Annotated in this window: 19 protein-coding genes and 4 tRNA genes; 17 read left to right on the forward strand and 6 right to left on the reverse strand. The window is 47.6% G+C overall.

Going from position 1 to position 16996, the window contains the following annotated elements; translation table 11 throughout:
• Window positions 1-95: 95 nt before the first annotated feature.
• Window positions 96-1058 carry a 6-phosphofructokinase gene (pfkA, locus tag MTO69_RS01115; protein ID WP_248330392.1) on the forward strand — a complete coding sequence of 321 codons (963 nt, stop codon included), beginning with the start codon at window positions 96-98 and terminating at the stop codon, window positions 1056-1058.
• 69 nt (window positions 1059-1127) lie between these two features.
• Here the strand turns inward: pfkA and MTO69_RS01120 are convergent, their stop codons facing one another.
• The 3 genes from MTO69_RS01120 to epmB all read right to left on the reverse strand — a co-directional run bounded on the left by MTO69_RS01120 (window position 1128) and on the right by epmB (window position 4272).
• Window positions 1128-2453, reverse strand: a complete 1326-nt coding sequence (locus MTO69_RS01120; RefSeq protein WP_248330394.1) for an anaerobic C4-dicarboxylate transporter — start codon at window positions 2451-2453, stop codon at window positions 1128-1130.
• Window positions 2454-2613: 160 nt separating this feature from the next.
• Complete coding sequence (locus tag MTO69_RS01125) at window positions 2614-3117, reverse strand: MgtC/SapB family protein (protein WP_248330396.1); 504 nt, start codon at window positions 3115-3117, stop codon at window positions 2614-2616.
• A 132-nt stretch (window positions 3118-3249) separates the two neighbouring features.
• A complete protein-coding gene (gene epmB, locus MTO69_RS01130) occupies window positions 3250-4272 on the reverse strand; it encodes an EF-P beta-lysylation protein EpmB (RefSeq protein ID WP_248330398.1) in 1023 nt (340 codons plus the stop codon).
• 32 nt (window positions 4273-4304) lie between these two features.
• Between epmB and efp the strand changes: the two genes are divergently transcribed.
• From efp to rraA, 3 genes are all read left to right on the forward strand, one after another.
• Window positions 4305-4871: an elongation factor P gene (efp, locus tag MTO69_RS01135; RefSeq protein WP_176286694.1), complete on the forward strand. Its 567-nt coding sequence runs from the start codon at window positions 4305-4307 to the stop codon at window positions 4869-4871.
• Between the two features lie 116 nt (window positions 4872-4987).
• Window positions 4988-5905 (forward strand): 1,4-dihydroxy-2-naphthoate polyprenyltransferase, encoded by a 918-nt coding sequence (locus MTO69_RS01140; protein ID WP_248330400.1) that lies wholly within the window; start codon window positions 4988-4990, stop codon window positions 5903-5905.
• A gap of 76 nt (window positions 5906-5981) precedes the next feature.
• Window positions 5982-6506, forward strand: coding sequence for a ribonuclease E activity regulator RraA (gene rraA / locus MTO69_RS01145; RefSeq protein ID WP_248330402.1), 525 nt, complete (start codon window positions 5982-5984; stop codon window positions 6504-6506).
• A gap of 56 nt (window positions 6507-6562) precedes the next feature.
• Here the strand turns inward: rraA and MTO69_RS01150 are convergent, their stop codons facing one another.
• Together MTO69_RS01150 and tpiA are read right to left on the reverse strand one after the other, a co-directional pair.
• Window positions 6563-7906, reverse strand: a complete 1344-nt coding sequence (locus MTO69_RS01150; RefSeq protein ID WP_248330404.1) for an MATE family efflux transporter — start codon at window positions 7904-7906, stop codon at window positions 6563-6565.
• Between the two features lie 113 nt (window positions 7907-8019).
• Complete coding sequence (gene tpiA, locus MTO69_RS01155) at window positions 8020-8790, reverse strand: triose-phosphate isomerase (protein WP_248330406.1); 771 nt, start codon at window positions 8788-8790, stop codon at window positions 8020-8022.
• 271 nt (window positions 8791-9061) lie between these two features.
• Between tpiA and MTO69_RS01160 the strand changes: the two genes are divergently transcribed.
• Both MTO69_RS01160 and MTO69_RS01165 read left to right on the forward strand, forming a co-directional pair.
• Window positions 9062-9409, forward strand: a complete 348-nt coding sequence (locus tag MTO69_RS01160; RefSeq protein WP_248330408.1) for a 5-carboxymethyl-2-hydroxymuconate Delta-isomerase — start codon at window positions 9062-9064, stop codon at window positions 9407-9409.
• A gap of 41 nt (window positions 9410-9450) precedes the next feature.
• Window positions 9451-9876, forward strand: a complete 426-nt coding sequence (locus MTO69_RS01165; RefSeq protein ID WP_248330410.1) for a DUF805 domain-containing protein — start codon at window positions 9451-9453, stop codon at window positions 9874-9876.
• A 317-nt stretch (window positions 9877-10193) separates the two neighbouring features.
• Here MTO69_RS01165 and coaA read toward each other — a convergent pair whose 3' ends face one another.
• Entirely contained in the window at window positions 10194-11117 is a 924-nt protein-coding gene (gene coaA / locus MTO69_RS01170) for a type I pantothenate kinase (protein WP_248330411.1), read from the reverse strand.
• A gap of 206 nt (window positions 11118-11323) precedes the next feature.
• Here coaA and MTO69_RS01175 point away from each other — a divergent pair.
• The 11 genes from MTO69_RS01175 (at window position 11324) to rplL (ending at window position 16774) form a co-directional block, all read left to right on the forward strand.
• Window positions 11324-11399: transfer RNA gene (locus MTO69_RS01175), tRNA-Thr, on the forward strand.
• Between the two features lie 35 nt (window positions 11400-11434).
• Window positions 11435-11519, forward strand: a tRNA-Tyr gene (locus MTO69_RS01180).
• Window positions 11520-11554: 35 nt separating this feature from the next.
• Window positions 11555-11629: transfer RNA gene (locus MTO69_RS01185), tRNA-Gly, on the forward strand.
• A gap of 13 nt (window positions 11630-11642) precedes the next feature.
• Window positions 11643-11718: transfer RNA gene (locus MTO69_RS01190), tRNA-Thr, on the forward strand.
• Window positions 11719-11854: 136 nt separating this feature from the next.
• Window positions 11855-13039, forward strand: a complete 1185-nt coding sequence (gene tuf / locus MTO69_RS01195) for an elongation factor Tu (protein WP_248330413.1) — start codon at window positions 11855-11857, stop codon at window positions 13037-13039.
• A 273-nt stretch (window positions 13040-13312) separates the two neighbouring features.
• The gene (gene secE / locus MTO69_RS01200; RefSeq protein ID WP_248330415.1) at window positions 13313-13693 is read left to right on the forward strand and encodes a preprotein translocase subunit SecE; all 381 of its coding nucleotides are present in this window, start codon (window positions 13313-13315) and stop codon (window positions 13691-13693) included.
• 13 nt (window positions 13694-13706) lie between these two features.
• A complete protein-coding gene (gene nusG, locus MTO69_RS01205) occupies window positions 13707-14255 on the forward strand; it encodes a transcription termination/antitermination protein NusG (RefSeq protein ID WP_049842777.1) in 549 nt (182 codons plus the stop codon).
• A gap of 163 nt (window positions 14256-14418) precedes the next feature.
• A complete protein-coding gene (rplK, locus tag MTO69_RS01210; protein ID WP_005384682.1) occupies window positions 14419-14847 on the forward strand; it encodes a 50S ribosomal protein L11 in 429 nt (142 codons plus the stop codon).
• A gap of 4 nt (window positions 14848-14851) precedes the next feature.
• Window positions 14852-15553, forward strand: a complete 702-nt coding sequence (gene rplA / locus MTO69_RS01215) for a 50S ribosomal protein L1 (protein WP_248330417.1) — start codon at window positions 14852-14854, stop codon at window positions 15551-15553.
• A 300-nt stretch (window positions 15554-15853) separates the two neighbouring features.
• Window positions 15854-16348, forward strand: coding sequence for a 50S ribosomal protein L10 (rplJ, locus tag MTO69_RS01220; protein WP_248330419.1), 495 nt, complete (start codon window positions 15854-15856; stop codon window positions 16346-16348).
• A gap of 57 nt (window positions 16349-16405) precedes the next feature.
• Window positions 16406-16774, forward strand: coding sequence for a 50S ribosomal protein L7/L12 (gene rplL / locus MTO69_RS01225; RefSeq protein WP_248330421.1), 369 nt, complete (start codon window positions 16406-16408; stop codon window positions 16772-16774).
• Window positions 16775-16996 lie beyond the last annotated feature (222 nt).

Here is a 16996-nt window from a genome sequence, read left to right on the forward strand (position 1 = left end):
AACATATTGCCCAATTAAAGGAATTTTGTTGGCCGCTTGTGTGAAAGCTGCTGACGTAAAAATTGAAATAAGATTCCCAAATATCGAGGGTGAGCATGATTAAGAAGATCGGTGTCTTGACAAGTGGCGGTGACGCACCAGGTATGAACGCGGCCGTTCGCGGTGTAGTGCGTACAGCACTGTCTGAAGGACTAGAGGTGTTCGGTGTATTCGATGGTTATTTAGGCCTATACGAAGACCGTATCAAACAACTGGATCGTTCAAGCGTTTCTGATGTGATCAATAAGGGTGGTACTTTCCTAGGTTCGGCGCGTTTCCCTGAGTTTAAAGAAGTGGAAGTTCGTCAAAAAGCGATCGAAAACCTACAAAAGCACGGCATTGAAGCGCTTGTGGTTATCGGTGGTGACGGGTCTTACATGGGTGCGAAGAAGCTGACTGAAATGGGTTACCCATGTATTGGTCTGCCAGGCACGATCGACAACGACATCGCAGGTACTGATTACACTATCGGCTATCTGACAGCACTCAACACGGTCATTGACGCTATCGACCGTCTGCGTGATACCTCTTCGTCTCACCAGCGCATCTCGATCGTTGAGATCATGGGTCGTCACTGTGGTGACTTGACTCTGATGTCAGCGATTGCCGGTGGTTGTGAATACATCATCACTCCGGAAACAGGCCTTGATAAAGAGAAGCTGATTGGTAACATCCAAGACGGCATCGCTAAGGGTAAAAAACACGCGATTATCGCCCTGACTGAGCTGATGATGGACGCCAACGAATTGGCCAAAGAGATCGAAGCGGCAACAGGCCGAGAGACTCGCGCGACAGTGCTAGGCCACATTCAGCGTGGTGGTCGTCCAACTGCGTTTGACCGCGTATTAGCATCACGCATGGGCAACTACGCAGTACACTTGTTGATGGAAGGTCACGGCGGTCGTTGTGTGGGTATCCAGAAAGAGCAACTGGTACACCACGACATCATTGATGCGATCGAAAACATGAAGCGCCCAGTACGCGAAGACCTATACAAGGTTGCAGAAGAGTTGTTCTAAGTGCCTTTGTTTTAAAGTGATTAAAAAAGCCAGTTGGTCTCCCAACTGGCTTTTTGTTTTTCACAACGATCAGTTAACGATCATCGTCGACAGTAAGTAACCGACAGTGGTGGCGCTGATCACGCCGATAAAGCCCGGTAGCAAGAAGCTGTGGTTAAGCACATACTTACCTATTTGCGTTGTGCCCGAGCGGTCAAAGGTTATGGCCGCTAAGTCGCTTGGGTAAAACGGGAAGAAGAAGTAGGCATAACACGCAGGCAGTACACCAATCAGTACCGGCGCAGGAATCCCCATTGCAAAGCCGAGCGGTAACATGATGGTTAGCACCGCAGCTTGGCTCTTCAAAAACACGGAGACCACGAACATCGCGATGGCAAAGGTCCAAGGGTGGGCGGCGACGATATCGCTAACCAAGCTAATGAGATAGGGCTTATGGAAGCTGATGATAGTGTCACTCATCCAAGCGATACCAAAGATGATCACCACCGCCGTCATTCCGGCAATAAAGACATTGCTATGGACGATTTTTTTCGGCTCAACTTTAGTGGTCAGAAGAATCAAGGCACCGACGGAAAGCATCAGGAATTGAATCGCGACCGACATTTTGACCCCTTGTGGCAGTAACGAGAGATCTTTGCCAAACATAGCGACAAAAATCACGGTAACGATACCAGCAAGGAAGATGGTTAAGCCCTTTTTCGCTTGGCTGCCAATCTCACTTTCGGATTCTTGGTCTTGATTGCTGTCGACCAACTGCGCTTTGAACTCAGGGTCTTGGCAGCGCTGAATAAATTCCGCATCTTGATCCAGCTCTTTACCGCGTTTGAGGCTCCAACTACATCCGAGTAGCACCCCGATGAGGGTCGCCGGGATTGTCACCATCAGCACATCACCCAGATGGATATCAAGTTGGTTATCGGCTGCGGTGGCCATCACCACCGCCGCCGCCGCCGCGATAGGGCTGGCGGTAATGCCCATTTGTGATGCGACGGTTGCCATGGCCATCGGCCGCTCTGGACGAATCCCTTTTTTATAGGCGACATCATAGATGACTGGTAGCAGTGGATACACTGAGTGGCCGGTGCCGACAAGTACAGTCAGAGAGTAAGTACACAAAGGGCCGAGAAACACAATTTGGTTCGGATGTTTACGCAGCAAGCGTTCAGCAAAGCGTACCAAGAGCTTGAGACCACCTGTGGCTTCGAGAGTTGCTGAAGCCGCGACCACCGCAAGAATAATCAACATCACGCTGATTGGCGGTGAGCCAGGGGCGATGCCGAATACAAAAGCGAGAATCGACACCCCTAAGCCGCCGAGTAAGCCGAAAGCAATACCACCGTGACGAATGCCGACAAAGATAATCGCCAGTAGCAGCAGCATGTGTATATAGAACATAATCAGTTCCTGCCTGTTATTTGAATTTGCAATCATGCTACTCCAAAACAGGCAGGTCGAAATGTGAAGTAATATGCTTATCTAAACGGTCAAGCTGACTATCGGCGCTTTCTTTGTCGAGAATCAAAATTTACGCCAAGGTATTGATACAGCGTACCTTTTAGTCAACTCTTGGTTGGTGGCGCGATATCTTTCGGCTCTGGAATTTCTGATGCACACCACGACGCAGAGCCTTGATGTGATTCTCTGCACGGTCGACGCCGAGCAATACCGATAGCGCCAACAGGGTAATCACCACCGATTGCTGCAAATAGCCCAAAGCAATCATCATTCCCAATGCGGCTAGCACCCATATGATCGCGGCAGAGGTGACGCCGTGGATCTTGCCTTCCAATGTCATCATCACCCCAGCGCCGAGAAAACCAACACCGGTAATGATCTGACCAAGCACTCGCGCTTGATCGAGCGTATTCGGTGAGAGCGAGACCGCCATCGACATAAAAAAGTAGGTGCCGGAAATGATCAAAATTGAGGTGCGGATTCCGACCGGTTTACCTCGAGTCTGTCTTTCTACACCGATCAAAATACCGTTGATGGCGCAGCAGAGAAGCGCTGGCCAACTAAAAGGACCTAAGTCTAAAAATTGGGCAAAATGTGCTTGCATAGTGACCTCCAAAAGCGCGGAGTATGCACACAAAGCCTGTTGGGCGAAAACAAATAATTTTTGCCTTTATGGTCACGATTGGTAATCGAGGTTTGACCAGGCAACGCGGATAGTTCTGCTGTTTGGTACTCGCTATTCCAAATGCAGATCGAGCGGTGTTTTACTGGCGCGTCCACCGACTTCTCGGGTCAGTTTGGGCACCAAGTAGCCGGATGTTTGTTCAAGCACACCGGTCATGATGGCTTTGGCTTGCTGATCGGAAATAAAAAAGTGAGCCGCGCCTTGTACTTTATCCAGCACATGCATGTAGTAGGGCATGACTCCCGCAGCGAACAGCGCCAAGCTCAGTGCCAGTTGTGCCTCCACACTGTCATTGACGCCTTTCAGCATCACCCCTTGATTGAGCAGTGTCACGCCATGGCGTTTGAGTTGCTCTAACCCGTCGCTCAGCGCTTGGTTAATTTCATTGGCGTGATTGATATGAGTCACCATAATGACTTGCAACCGTGTCTGGGCCAGAATCGCGCATAATGATGGCGTGACACGTGCGGGAATCACCACCGGTAGACGCGAATGAATACGCAGCCGCTGCACGTGGTCAATGCTGGCTATCTGGTCGATGAGCCATTCAAGCTCTTGGTCTTTCGCCATCAGAGGATCGCCACCGGAAAGAATGACCTCATCAATTTCATTGTGTTGGCGAACATAGTCAAGTGCCTGCTGCCAAACCGCTTTTGACCCTTTATTCTCTTGATAAGGAAAGTGACGACGAAAGCAGTAGCGGCAGTTAATTGCACAGCCACTTTTAACGATCATCAGAGCGCGATTACGGTACTTGTGCAGCAATCCCGGTATCGCATTGTTTTGTTCTTCGAGCGGATCGTTTGAGTAGCCGGGGTGTACCTCAAACTCGTCACTGAGCGGCAGCACTTGACGTAACAGTGGGTCAAAAGGATTGCCTTTTTGCATACGCTCAACAAAACTTTGTGGTACGCGCTGAGCAAACAGCTTGCGTGCTTGGAATCCATCTCGCCATGGAGCAGGATCGATATCGAGCTGTTTGAGCAATGCTTCAGGATCAGAGATCCCATTCGCTAGCTGTTGAAGCCAGTTTTGCTCAACAGAATCAACTTTTCGGGTTATGATATGCGGCATTCAATATAGCTCTAATATTTTAAGAGGACAAAATGGCTACTGTTAGCACCAATGAATTTAAAGGCGGTTTGAAACTAATGTTGGATAACGAGCCTTGTGTGATTCTAGAAAATGAATACGTAAAACCAGGCAAAGGCCAAGCGTTCAACCGCGTTAAAATTCGTAAACTTCTTTCTGGTAAAGTGCTAGAGAAGACCTTTAAGTCTGGCGAAACTTGTGAAGTTGCAGACGTTATGGATATCGACCTAGATTATCTCTATAACGACGGCGAATTCTACCACTTTATGAATAATGAAACATTCGAGCAAATCGCCGCAGACGTAAAAGCAGTGGGTGACAATGCGAAATGGTTGGTAGAAAACAACACTTGTATGCTGACACTATGGAATGGCAACCCAATCGTGGTAACGCCACCAAACTTTGTTGAGCTAGAAGTCACCGATACCGATCCAGGCCTAAAAGGTGATACTCAAGGTACGGGTGGCAAGCCTGCAACGCTTTCAACGGGTGCGGTCGTTCGTGTTCCTCTATTCATCTCTATCGGTGAAGTGATCAAGGTAGACACACGTACTGGCGAATACGTAGGCCGTGTTAAATAAGCCTCGCTCAGGTCAAGTTTTAGAAAAAGGTCACTGCGGTGGCCTTTTTTGTTTTTCAGCTTAGGGCTTGATGTGCCACAATTTAACTTCTTCCATAGGCCCCTACACTGGTAGTTATGAAACAGTCTTTTAGAATATGGCTTGATGCCGCGCGCCCGAAAACCTTGCCTTTGGCCTTGGTCTCGATCTTAACGGGTAGTGTATTGGCGTACTCGACACACCGCTTCTCTTTGCTGGTTGCGGCGTTGGGGCTGTTAACCGCCACCCTATTGCAGATCCTGTCTAATTTGGCCAATGATTACGGCGATGCGGTGAAAGGAACGGATAACGATAAACGCTTAGGGCCGCTGCGCGCGATTCAATCCGGAGCGGTATCACCACAAGAGATGAAAAAAGCAATGGCCATCAATGTGGTGTTAACTGTGTTGTCTGGCCTCACTTTGGTCTTATACGCTTTGGATAGTGTGCAAAGCATGTTGGCTTTTATCGGGTTGGGCATATTGGCGATTGTCGCTGCCATTGCCTATACCGTGGGCAATAAGCCCTATGGCTACGTTGGCTTAGGTGATGTCTCGGTATTTCTGTTCTTTGGTCTGCTTGGCGTTGCCGGGACCTATTTTTTGCATACCGGAATGGTCGATGTCAGTTTGATACTACCGGCAGTCGGCTGTGGCCTTCTGGCGGTGGCGGTGTTGAATATCAACAATATGCGCGATATCGAGAATGATCAGCAGTGCGGGAAAAAGACCGTCGCGGTTCGTTTGGGACAAAAACGTGCCAAGCAGTACCATTTCGCCCTTTTAGTTGGCGCTGTGGTGGCCTTTAGCGCTTATTTGATTGAGCAGCCGAGTCCGCTTTGGGTCAGTCTGCCGTTCTTACTGAGTCTATTGGTGACTTACAAGCATGGCAGAGCGGTTTGGCTGGCGGAGAAACCGGCACAGATCGCGCCGATGATGCCTGTCGTGGTTAAATGCTCAATGGTGACTAACTTATTGTTTGTCGGAGTGGTTATAGCTCAAACTCTGGTGAGTTAAATGATGCATGTCATTGCAATGACTTAATCACCCGATATACTCGATTAAGATAACGAACGCTACGGGAAACACGACTATGGAATACAATACCTCTGCCCTATGCGACATCTACTTAGAACAAGTGGATGTGGTTGAGCCCATGTTCAGTAACTTTGGGGGATGTGCATCGTTCGCTGGCCAAATCACCACGGTGAAGTGTTTTGAAGATAACGGTTTGATCCGTGAAATTCTTGAGCAAGATGGCTTGGGCCGTGTGTTGCTTATCGATGGCGGTGGCTCGCTGCGCCGGGCACTGATTGATGCAGAGCTGGCTTCACTCGCCGAAGAGAACGAGTGGGAAGGTATTGTGGTGTATGGGTGTGTGCGTGAAGTCGATGAACTGGAAGATATGAGTATCGGCATTCAGGCATTGGCCTCAATACCGGTTGGGGCGACCAGTCAGGGCGTTGGCGAAGTTGACGTACCGGTCAATTTCGGCGGGGTAACTTTCCTGCCTGAAGACTATCTCTATGCCGATAACACCGGTGTTATTCTTTCACAAGAGCCACTAGACGTGGCACTAGAAATCGAAGAAGAAGACGAACTGGTTGTGGCTGATTAGTACAGTGATATGACCTGATAGGTATCGAGAAACAGCGGCTGTCATGCCGCTGTTTTTTATTGGGCAGTTGCCAGGTAGGTCCGCCGGAGCTTAAGTGCGTACAGGTAGCTACAGATACCACCACAAATGTTGCCCAGTGCGATTCCGACAAACAGCCCTTCAATCTCGTACCATTGAGCACCCAGCCAGGCGCAGGGCAGGGTAAAGAGAAATAGACGCATAAAGCTCCACTGAAATGCTTTGATTGGTTGATGTAAAGCATTCAGCCCTGACACCAGCATCATCATGATCCCTTGAAAGCCGTAACTGAAAGGCACCACCAACAGGTAGTGCCAAAGCAAGTCTTTCACTGCTTGCTCTTGTGAAAACAGCGCCGCCAAAGGGATGCTTAAAGGGACCATCATCACGAAGATGCCTAGTTGAAACACCAGAGAAAAGCGCATGCTAAGAAAGAGTCCGGCAAAGCTACGGGCTGGGCTTTTGGCCCCCATGTTCTGGGCAATAAATGGGGTCAGTGCTGAAGTCAGCGCCATTAATACCAAAATTAGCACCGACTCCACCCTTTGTGCTGCGCCATAGGCAGCGACGGCGGCGGTGCCGTGGGTAGAAAGCATCATCATCAAAATCGCTCCTGATAATGGCGTCAGCGCGTTAGAAAGTGCGGCGGGGGTGCCTATCTTTAAAATCTGTTTCCAGTCGGCAATCAGGTGGACAGGGTTTGGCAACGCCAGCAGTTTTTCACGTTTGGCCAATACAAACAGAGACCCGCACAAAGCACCCAGCCAGCTAAAGGCGCTAGCGATGGCGGCGCCTTGAATTCCAAGCTCAGGGAAAGGGCCATAACCAAAGATCAATAGCGGGTCGAGAATGCCGTTGATCGCGCCTGCCAGCATCATAATTTTGGCGGGCGTTTTGGTGTCTCCAGTGGCTCGAATCGCACTGTTTCCCGCCATGGGGATGACCAGCAACGGGATGGTGAAATACCAAATAACCATATACTGCTCGATCAGTGGCAGTAGCGCGGGTTCAGCACCTAACGCCAAAAACAGAGGCTGAATGGTGATTAAACCCAGAGAAGAGGCGAGTGTCACCAGCAGTACCGCTAACAGTAGGCCGTGAGACGAAAAACGTGCCGCATCGCTCGCTTGACCTTGCCCCAGCAGACGGCCAATGTTGGTCGACAATCCCATGCCGATACCCATAGTAATGCAGTTAACCGCAAAGGTGACGGGAAAGGTGTAACTGATCGCGGCCAGCGCTTGAGTACCAAGCAGGGAAATAAAGAAGGTATCAACCAAATTAAACAGCAGAATAGCTACCATACCGAATGTCATCGGCACGGTCATTTGACGAAGTACTAAGGGAATGGGGCCGGTTAACAGGCCGTGCTTATCCTGCATGAAGTGCGACTGATATTAATAGCGGAAAAGCTAAGGATACTGCATTGCTGTGCCAGACACAAAAAGGCCAGCATGCGCTGGCCTTTGTCTGTTCAATTTTTCTAGAAGAAAAATTAGGCTTTCGCTGCGGCTGCTGCCTTAGCAATAGCTGCAAAGCTCTTCGCATCTAGAGAAGCACCGCCCACTAGCGCACCATCGATGTCTGGCTGTGAGAAGTAAGCTTCTGCGTTTTCTGGTTTAACGCTGCCGCCGTATTGGATGATAACTTGCTCAGCTACTGCTGCGCTCTTCTCTGCGATTAGTGCACGGATAGAAGCGTGGATGCGCTGTGCATCTTCAGCTGTTGCTGCTTTACCAGTACCGATAGCCCAGATTGGTTCGTAAGCGATGATTGCGTCGTTGAGTGCTTCAACACCGTAAGCGTCGATAACTGCGTTGATTTGACGTGCACATACTGCTTCAGTTTCGCCTGCTTCGTTTTGCGCTTCAGACTCACCTATACAGAAAACTGGCTTAAGACCGTTCTCTTTTAGGAAAGCGAATTTCTTAGCGATGAACTCGTCAGATTCGTTGTGGTATTCACGACGCTCAGAGTGACCGATGATGATATGAGTTGCACCGAAGTCTTTCAGCATTTCTGGAGACATGTCGCCAGTGAAAGCACCGCTGTTGTTTAGGTCAGTGTTTTGTGCACCTAGGATGATCTTGTTACCGCCTTCTGCAATAACACGCTCTGCTAGGTCGATGTAAAGTGCTGGTGGAGCAACCGCTACATCCACACCTTCTACGCCTTCAAGCTCAGCGTTAAGACCAGTTAGCAGCTCTTTTACCATTGCTTTGCTGCCGTTAAGTTTCCAGTTACCCATCACTACAGGACGACGCATAGGAATATCTCCGTGTTTAATCAATTAATGTAAAAAATCTTCGTAAGAATATAACAGATAAAATAGGTGAGATCATGATTACCGTCATGTCTTATCTGGATATCATCGATTGGTTGGAGCAGTCATCCCTCATATATGGCTTGCTTCTATGGCATATCAGTGATCCATGGAACAGATTGGTGGTAAGCCGCTCGGAATTAAGCATAGAAATTGGTAATAGTGTTGTCCACATTCTCGTTGTTGTGAAACTCTCTTACATTTGAGGAATACTATGCCCAATCTCGTCATGGAATACTCCAACTCTGTTGATGATCGTGTCAATGTACAAGGGTTGCTGGAAGACTTACATCAAGTTGCCATTCAGTGTGGACTGTTTGATATCGGCTCTATTAAGTCACGCGCACTTCGATGCCACGACTGGTTGATTGGCGATGAAGCAGATAGTGTAGACTTTATTCATATTAGTTTTGAGTTGTTGGATGGGCGCAGCGCAGAGCAAAAGCGTGAGTTATCGCGACAGCTGATGGAAGTGCTCCAGCAGCAGGCTGGGCATGTACGTAGCTTAACGATCAATATCCGCGATATGGATAGAGAATGCTTTCAGAAAGTGATTAACTAGCGTTATTGATTGAAGTATTTTTGTTTTTTTAAGGTTTAGTGATGTCGATTAAAGAGTTGTTGTTCTCGTTTCAGGGGAGAATTGGGCGCAAAACGTTCTGGATGTGGAATGTGGCTTATTACGTGATCATTGTTGGTTTTGCGTTGGGAGCCAATACCTTGTTTGCGTCGGTGGCTCATTTGCTGTTACCGGTGTTTTTGCTTTTAGTGTTGGTGCCCGATTTAGCGATTACCGCTAAGCGTTGGCATGACAGAGATAAATCGAGCTGGTTTCTGCTGCTGAATATTCCGCTGGTGATCGGTCGGATGACAATGCCAGTTGGTGAGGCCGCGCAAAGCGTACCTCCATCAACAATACAAACCATAAGCTCGTTTGCTGCAATTGTTTGCGGTCTGTGGATTCTGATTGAATGTGGTTTCCTAAAAGGCACTTCTGGCGATAACCAATACGGCCCGGAGCCTAAATAGAACGCTGGGCTTAGAGCATCGAGTTCGGGCTTCGCCCTGCGAGATTTTAGAACGCTTTGCTCCGGGAACGGGCTTCGCCCTACGAGAATCTAGATCGGACTTCGTCCTTCGAGAAGTGCGCGTTATAGCTGCTGAGTTAGTCTCTGACACGGAATTTTTGTTAGGGGCTAGTGTCTAAAAGACAGAAAGGTTGACGCTTTCACGTCAACCTTCCAATATTTTCTCGCTTCTCGCTTCTCGCTTCTCGCTTCTCGCTTCTCGCTTCTCGCTTCTCGCTTCTCGCTTCTCGCTTCTCGCTTCTCGCTTCTCGCTTCTCGCTATTTCCGCAGTAAAATCTCTTGCACCTTATGATCTTGGCCTTTCTTCAAAATCAACTGAGCTCGCCCTTTGGTGGGAAGTATGTTGTGGCCGAGATTTAGCCCATTGATGGATTGCCATATGTCATGGGCTTTATCGATCGCTTGCTGTTCGGTGAGTTGAGTGTAGTGACTAAAGTACGAGCCGGGCTTAGTAAAAGCGCCTTGGCGAAATTTAAGAAAGCGTTCGACATACCACTGCTCAATGACGTCACTCTCTGCATCGACATACAGTGAAAAATCTAAGAAATCTGAGACAAAGACTCGATGAGGTTCGTGGGGGTAGTCCATACCACTTTGCAACACATTGAGTCCCTCGATGATCAGTACGTCTGGCCTGTCGACCACTTTGACTTCATCGGTGATGTCGTAGGTAATGTGCGAATAGACGGGGACTTGCAAGTTCGGCTTACCAGCTTTGACGTCGGAAACGAATTCAACTAAACGCTTGATATCGTAAGACTCGGGAAAGCCTTTGCGATGCATGATGCCGCGCTCGTCGAGTACACGTTTAGGGAAAAGGAATCCGTCGGTGGTCACCAGCTCCACTTTGGGATGATTCTCCCAACGAGCCAATAGTGCGCGTAGCAAGCGCGCCGTGGTACTTTTGCCGACCGCCACACTTCCTGCAATGCCGATAATAAATGGTGGTGCCGATTCTTGATTACCGAGAAAACGGTTGAGCACGTTGTTGCGGCTCTGTCTAGCGGCGACATACAGGTTGAGTAAGCGGGCCAGCGGCAGATAAATTTCGGTCGCTTCATCCATGGTTAGGTTTTCATTAACCCCTTGTAGCTCAACCAGATCGGCCTCGGATAACGTCATCGGTACTGAATTTCTCAGTTCAGCCCACTGCTGACGGTTAAAAGAGAGATACGGGGTCATAGTCGTCCTAACTTGATTTCGCGGTTGAGCAGCGAAAATACAACAACCACCCAAGATTGCAAATGACATTGTCGACATAAGTGGTTTTTTCGGCGACAAATTGGGCGAATTTTCAACAAATAACACTAATCAGGCGAAAAAGAGATTTTTTTTTAGATTTACTATTGCAAGGCAGAAAATCATTCAATAGAATGCGCACCACTTATGCCGACTTAGCTCAGTAGGTAGAGCAACTGACTTGTAATCAGTAGGTCACCAGTTCGATTCCGGTAGTCGGCACCATTCTCTCCTTTAGTAGTGAGAATGGCGAAAAATTTGGAGGGGTTCCCGAGTGGCCAAAGGGATCAGACTGTAAATCTGCTGGCACTGCCTTCGATGGTTCGAATCCGTCCCCCTCCACCATATTCTTTAGGAAATAGCTCACAGAGTTACGTGTTGCGGGCATCGTATAATGGCTATTACCTCAGCCTTCCAAGCTGATGATGCGGGTTCGATTCCCGCTGCCCGCTCCACTCAAAATTGAGTGCTGATATAGCTCAGGTGGTAGAGCGCATCCTTGGTAAGGATGAGGTCGGCAGTTCGAGTCTGCCTATCAGCACCAGCTCTAAGCATAGTTTCCTTTTGATACTTTCTATTAACTAAACTACGTTTAGTGTTTAAGAATAAGTTTATCACCAATACTTTTTTGGTTGCGTGGTCATTCAAGCCACCTAAATCCGTACCTAGAGGGACAAGTCATGTCTAAAGAAAAATTTGAACGTACGAAACCGCACGTAAACGTTGGTACTATCGGCCACGTTGACCACGGTAAAACAACTCTAACTGCTGCAATCTGTACTACTCTTGCAAAAGTTTACGGCGGTGAAGCGAAAGACTTCGCATCTATCGATAACGCTCCAGAAGAGCGTGAGCGCGGTATCACAATCGCAACTTCTCACGTTGAGTACGACACTCCAACTCGTCACTACGCACACGTAGACTGTCCAGGACACGCTGACTATGTTAAAAACATGATCACAGGTGCTGCACAGATGGACGGTGGTATCCTAGTTGTTGCTGCAACTGACGGCCCAATGCCTCAGACTCGTGAGCACATCCTACTAGGCCGTCAGGTTGGTATCCCATACATCATCGTATTCATGAACAAATGTGACATGGTTGACGATGAAGAGCTACTAGAACTAGTAGAAATGGAAGTACGTGAGCTTCTATCTGAGTACGACTTCCCAGGCGACGACCTACCAGTAATCCAAGGTTCAGCTCTTGGCGCCCTAAACGGCGAGAAAGAGTGGGAAGACAAGATCGTTGAACTAGCAGAAGCGCTAGACAACTACATCCCAGAGCCAGAGCGTGCAATCGATCAGCCATTCCTAATGCCAATCGAAGACGTATTCTCAATCCAAGGTCGTGGTACAGTAGTAACAGGTCGTATCGAGCGCGGTATCCTAACTGTAGGTGACGAAGTAGAAATCGTAGGTATCAAAGAGACTACAACTACTACTTGTACTGGTGTTGAGATGTTCCGTAAGCTTCTAGACGAAGGTCGTGCGGGTGAGAACGTTGGTGCACTTCTACGTGGTACTAAGCGTGACGAAGTAGAGCGTGGTCAAGTACTAGCGGCTCCTAAGTCAATCAACCCACACACTAAGTTTGAATCAGAAGTCTACGTACTGTCTAAAGATGAAGGTGGTCGTCACACTCCATTCTTCAAAGGCTACCGTCCACAGTTCTACTTCCGTACAACTGACGTAACTGGTAACATCGAGCTACCAGAAGGCGTAGAAATGGTAATGCCAGGTGACAACATCAAGATGACTGTAGAGCTAATCGCACCAATCGCGATGGACGAAGGTCTACGTTTCGCAATCCGCGAAGGTGGCCGTACAGTTGGTGCTGGTGTTGTTGCTAAGATCTTCGACTAATTCTTAGGAATTAGCTCAAGTCTTCGGAAAATCTTGGAATAAGATTTGACGAACCAGTAGCAAAAAGGGCATCATTTGATGCCCTTTTTCTGCACTAAAGAAAATGGCTGCTGAATTATTCTTCACGCAGGCATTTAGCAGGTTTTTTGATCGTGGTGTTGCGTCTCGATCAATAAAAGAGTACGTCAATTGATTTAAATTGTCGTGTCATGGATTTGCCCTGCAACAGCGGGGTTGTTGTCGTCTATATTAAGACTTAGACAGGTTGGTTTTATGAAAGCAAATAATGCTGAAACTCCTGATAGCTCAAATAGCGCAGATATTTTTAAGTGGATTGTCACTTTTTCTCTGCTAGCTGCCGCTGTTGTGGGTAATTACCTGTACGGTGAAATGTCTGTAGTCATTCGCGCTGCAGGTGTTGTTGTACTAATCGCTGCGGCACTGGGTGTTGCTGCTACAACAACGAAAGGTAAAGCTGCGATTGAGTTTGCAAAAGAATCGCGTATGGAAGTACGTAAAGTGGTTTGGCCTACTCGCCAAGAAACTATGCAAACTACGTTTATCGTTCTAGCTGTAAGTATTGTAATGGCTCTAGTGCTTTGGGGCATCGACGGCATTATGGTTCGTCTTGTTGCTCTAGCAACTGGGGTATAGAGGGTTTTAATTCATGAGTGAAGCTCCAAAAAAACGCTGGTATGTGGTTCAAGCCTTCTCTGGATTTGAAGGCCGTGTAGCCCAATCTCTTCGTGAGCATATCAAAATGCACGGCATGGAAGAGCTGTTTGGTGAAGTTCTTGTCCCTACTGAAGAAGTAGTGGAAATGCGTGCAGGTCAGCGTCGTAAGTCTGAGCGTAAATTCTTCCCAGGTTACGTTTTAGTTCAGATGATTATGAACGATGAATCATGGCACCTAGTTCGCAGTGTGCCGCGTGTCATGGGCTTCATTGGTGGTACCTCTGATCGTCCAGCTCCTATCACTGATAAAGAAGCTGATGCGATTCTTAACCGTCTTGAGAAAGCAAGTGAAGCGCCTCGCCCACGTACTATGTACGAAGCGGGTGAAGTGGTACGCGTGACTGACGGTCCATTTGCTGACTTCAACGGTACGGTTGAAGAGGTAGACTACGATAAGAGCCGCGTTAAGGTGTCTGTCTCGATCTTTGGTCGTGCAACACCGGTTGAGCTTGAATTTGGTCAGGTTGAAAAGCTCGACTAAGACTCTTCATTGAAGAGTATAAAAAATCACCTTTTTAGGCTTGTATAAGGCGCGAATTATTACTATAATTTCGCGCCTTTTTACTTCTAGGAAGTAAGAAGCTTTTGTTTTAACGGGGAGCTGATCAGTGGATTAGCGCTAGTACCCAAAATTAGGAATTATCATGGCTAAGAAAGTTGAAGCTTACATCAAGCTGCAAGTTGCTGCTGGTATGGCAAACCCAAGTCCACCGGTTGGTCCTGCACTAGGTCAACACGGTGTTAACATCATGGAATTCTGTAAAGCGTTCAACGCGAAAACAGAGTCTATCGAGAAAGGTCTACCGACTCCAGTTGTTATTACAGTATACAGCGATCGTTCTTTCACGTTCGTAACTAAGACTCCACCTGCTGCAGTTCTTCTTAAGAAAGCTGCTGGCGTTAAGTCTGGTTCAGGTCGTCCAAACACTGAAAAAGTGGGTACTGTAACTGACGCTCAAATCCAAGAAATCGCAGAAACTAAAGCTGCTGATATGACTGGTGCTGACATCGAAGCAATGAAGCGTTCAATCGCTGGTACTGCTCGTTCAATGGGCCTAGTGGTAGAGGGTTAATAAGATGGCTAAACTAACTAAGCGCATGCGCGTAATCCGCGAAAAAGTTGACGTAACTAAAGAATACGAAATCAACGAAGCTGTTGCTCTTCTTCAAGAACTAGCAACTGCTAAGTTCATTGAGTCTGTAGACGTTGCAGTTAACCTAGGCATCGATGCTCGTAAATCTGACCAGAACGTACGTGGTGCAACTGTACTACCTCACGGTACTGGCCGCGAAATCCGCGTTGCAGTGTTCACTCAAGGTGCAAACGCTGAAGCAGCTAAAGAAGCTGGCGCAGACATCGTTGGTATGGAAGATCTTGCTGAGCAAGTTAAGAAAGGCGAAATGAACTTCGACGTAGTTGTTGCTTCTCCAGATGCAATGCGCGTTGTAGGTCAACTAGGTACTATCCTAGGTCCTCGCGGTCTAATGCCTAACCCTAAAGTTGGTACTGTAACTCCTAACGTTGCTGAAGCAGTTAAGAACGCTAAAGCGGGTCAGGTTCGTTACCGTAACGACAAAAACGGCATCATCCACACTACTATCGGTAAAGCAAACTTCTCTGCTGAGCAGATCAAAGAGAACCTAGAAGCTCTTCTAGTTGCTCTGAAGAAAGCTAAGCCATCTTCTGCTAAAGGTACATTCCTACAGAAGGTTAGCATCTCTACTACTATGGGTGCTGGTGTTGCTGTTGATCAGGGTAGCCTGAACACTCAAGCATAATTTATTTGCTTAGGCGCAAAATTAGTGTATAATTTTGCGCCTAATATTTGTGGTTGGGGCTGAACTTTGGTTCATTAAATTCGTTTAGAATTTAGTCTGAATTATGACCCAGTCTCCGTCCAAGACCGTAGGTGTCTGAATTTGTTTAACAAAGGAAGACTTAATTTTCCTACGTAGATGGTGCCCGAACTGACAGAAAGCTCTATGTAAATAGTTACCTTTCTTCTGGGAAGCACCTCAATAGCTCTCACTGTTGTGATAATAGTGAGTGGTGTAACGACAACCAGGAGTAAATCCAAGATGGCTTTAAACCTTCAAGACAAAAAAGCAATTGTTGCTGAAGTCAACGAAGCTGCCAGTGGTGCACTTTCTGCAGTTGTAGCTGACTCTCGTGGCGTTGAAGTGGGCGCGATGACTACTCTACGTAAACAAGCTCGTGAAGCTGGTGTTTATGTACGAGTTGTTCGTAACACTCTAATGCGTCGTGCGGTTGAAGGTACAGATTACGAGTGTCTAACTGACACTTTCACTGGTCCTACTCTAATCGCATTCTCTAACGAGCACCCAGGTGCTGCAGCGCGTCTTTTCAAAGACTTCGCTAAAGAGAACAAAGACTTCGAGATCAAAGCTGCTGCATTTGAAGGCGCGCTAACTGACGCTGAAGTACTAGCGACACTACCAACTTACGACGAAGCAATCGCACGCCTAATGATGTGCATGAAAGAAGCTTCTGCAGGCAAGCTGGTACGTACCTTCGCTGCTATCCGCGATCAAAAAGAAGAAGCTGCGGCGTAAGCCTTGCTTTTTTCTGGTTGCTTAATAAACTTATTGTTGATTTAAAAGAGAATTGTTATGTCTATTACTAACGAGCAAATCCTAGACGCAGTTGCAGAAATGTCTGTAATGCAAGTTGTTGAACTAATCGAAGCAATGGAAGAGAAATTCGGTGTTTCTGCTGCTGCTGCTGTTGTAGCTGGCGGTCCTGCTGCAGGCGAAGCTGCTGCTGAGCAAACTGAATTCGACGTAATCCTAGAATCTGCTGGCGGTAACAAAGTTGCTGTAATCAAAGCAGTACGTGGCGCAACTGGCCTAGGTCTTAAAGAAGCTAAAGCTCTAGTAGACGGCGCTCCTGCACCTCTTAAAGAAGGCGTAGAGAAAGACGAAGCTGAAGCTCTTAAAGCTCAGCTAGAAGAAGCTGGTGCAAGTGTTACTGTTAAGTAATTATTGCATAGTTTCTTAGCCTAACGGCTAATGGCTGGTGGTTTTATAACCACCGGCCTTTTTGCGCTGTAGGGGTCGGGTGATTTTTCCGCTGTTTGAGCACTCCACCTCTAGCAAAAAACAGTTCATTTGCTCTTAATGAATTGTCACTACGATCAAACAGATATTTAGTCACTGTCTCATAACGACTGGAGACAGTTTGGGTCACTTATCAGCGAGCTG

Origin of the sequence: Vibrio sinaloensis, from assembly GCF_023195835.1 — a bacterium.
Classification (GTDB): Bacteria; Pseudomonadota; Gammaproteobacteria; order Enterobacterales; family Vibrionaceae; genus Vibrio; species Vibrio sinaloensis_C.

Coding starts and splice junctions, on each gene's coding strand:
- pfkA (WP_248330392.1), top strand. CDS start 96: ATGATTAAGAAGATCGGTGTCTTGACAAGTGGCGGTGACGCACCAGGT.
- MTO69_RS01120 (WP_248330394.1), bottom strand. CDS start 2,453: ATGTTCTATATACACATGCTGCTGCTACTGGCGATTATCTTTGTCGGC.
- MTO69_RS01125 (WP_248330396.1), bottom strand. CDS start 3,117: ATGCAAGCACATTTTGCCCAATTTTTAGACTTAGGTCCTTTTAGTTGG.
- epmB (WP_248330398.1), bottom strand. CDS start 4,272: ATGCCGCATATCATAACCCGAAAAGTTGATTCTGTTGAGCAAAACTGG.
- efp (WP_176286694.1), top strand. CDS start 4,305: ATGGCTACTGTTAGCACCAATGAATTTAAAGGCGGTTTGAAACTAATG.
- MTO69_RS01140 (WP_248330400.1), top strand. CDS start 4,988: ATGAAACAGTCTTTTAGAATATGGCTTGATGCCGCGCGCCCGAAAACC.
- rraA (WP_248330402.1), top strand. CDS start 5,982: ATGGAATACAATACCTCTGCCCTATGCGACATCTACTTAGAACAAGTG.
- MTO69_RS01150 (WP_248330404.1), bottom strand. CDS start 7,906: ATGCAGGATAAGCACGGCCTGTTAACCGGCCCCATTCCCTTAGTACTT.
- tpiA (WP_248330406.1), bottom strand. CDS start 8,790: ATGCGTCGTCCTGTAGTGATGGGTAACTGGAAACTTAACGGCAGCAAA.
- MTO69_RS01160 (WP_248330408.1), top strand. CDS start 9,062: ATGCCCAATCTCGTCATGGAATACTCCAACTCTGTTGATGATCGTGTC.
- MTO69_RS01165 (WP_248330410.1), top strand. CDS start 9,451: ATGTCGATTAAAGAGTTGTTGTTCTCGTTTCAGGGGAGAATTGGGCGC.
- coaA (WP_248330411.1), bottom strand. CDS start 11,117: ATGACCCCGTATCTCTCTTTTAACCGTCAGCAGTGGGCTGAACTGAGA.
- tuf (WP_248330413.1), top strand. CDS start 11,855: ATGTCTAAAGAAAAATTTGAACGTACGAAACCGCACGTAAACGTTGGT.
- secE (WP_248330415.1), top strand. CDS start 13,313: ATGAAAGCAAATAATGCTGAAACTCCTGATAGCTCAAATAGCGCAGAT.
- nusG (WP_049842777.1), top strand. CDS start 13,707: ATGAGTGAAGCTCCAAAAAAACGCTGGTATGTGGTTCAAGCCTTCTCT.
- rplK (WP_005384682.1), top strand. CDS start 14,419: ATGGCTAAGAAAGTTGAAGCTTACATCAAGCTGCAAGTTGCTGCTGGT.
- rplA (WP_248330417.1), top strand. CDS start 14,852: ATGGCTAAACTAACTAAGCGCATGCGCGTAATCCGCGAAAAAGTTGAC.
- rplJ (WP_248330419.1), top strand. CDS start 15,854: ATGGCTTTAAACCTTCAAGACAAAAAAGCAATTGTTGCTGAAGTCAAC.
- rplL (WP_248330421.1), top strand. CDS start 16,406: ATGTCTATTACTAACGAGCAAATCCTAGACGCAGTTGCAGAAATGTCT.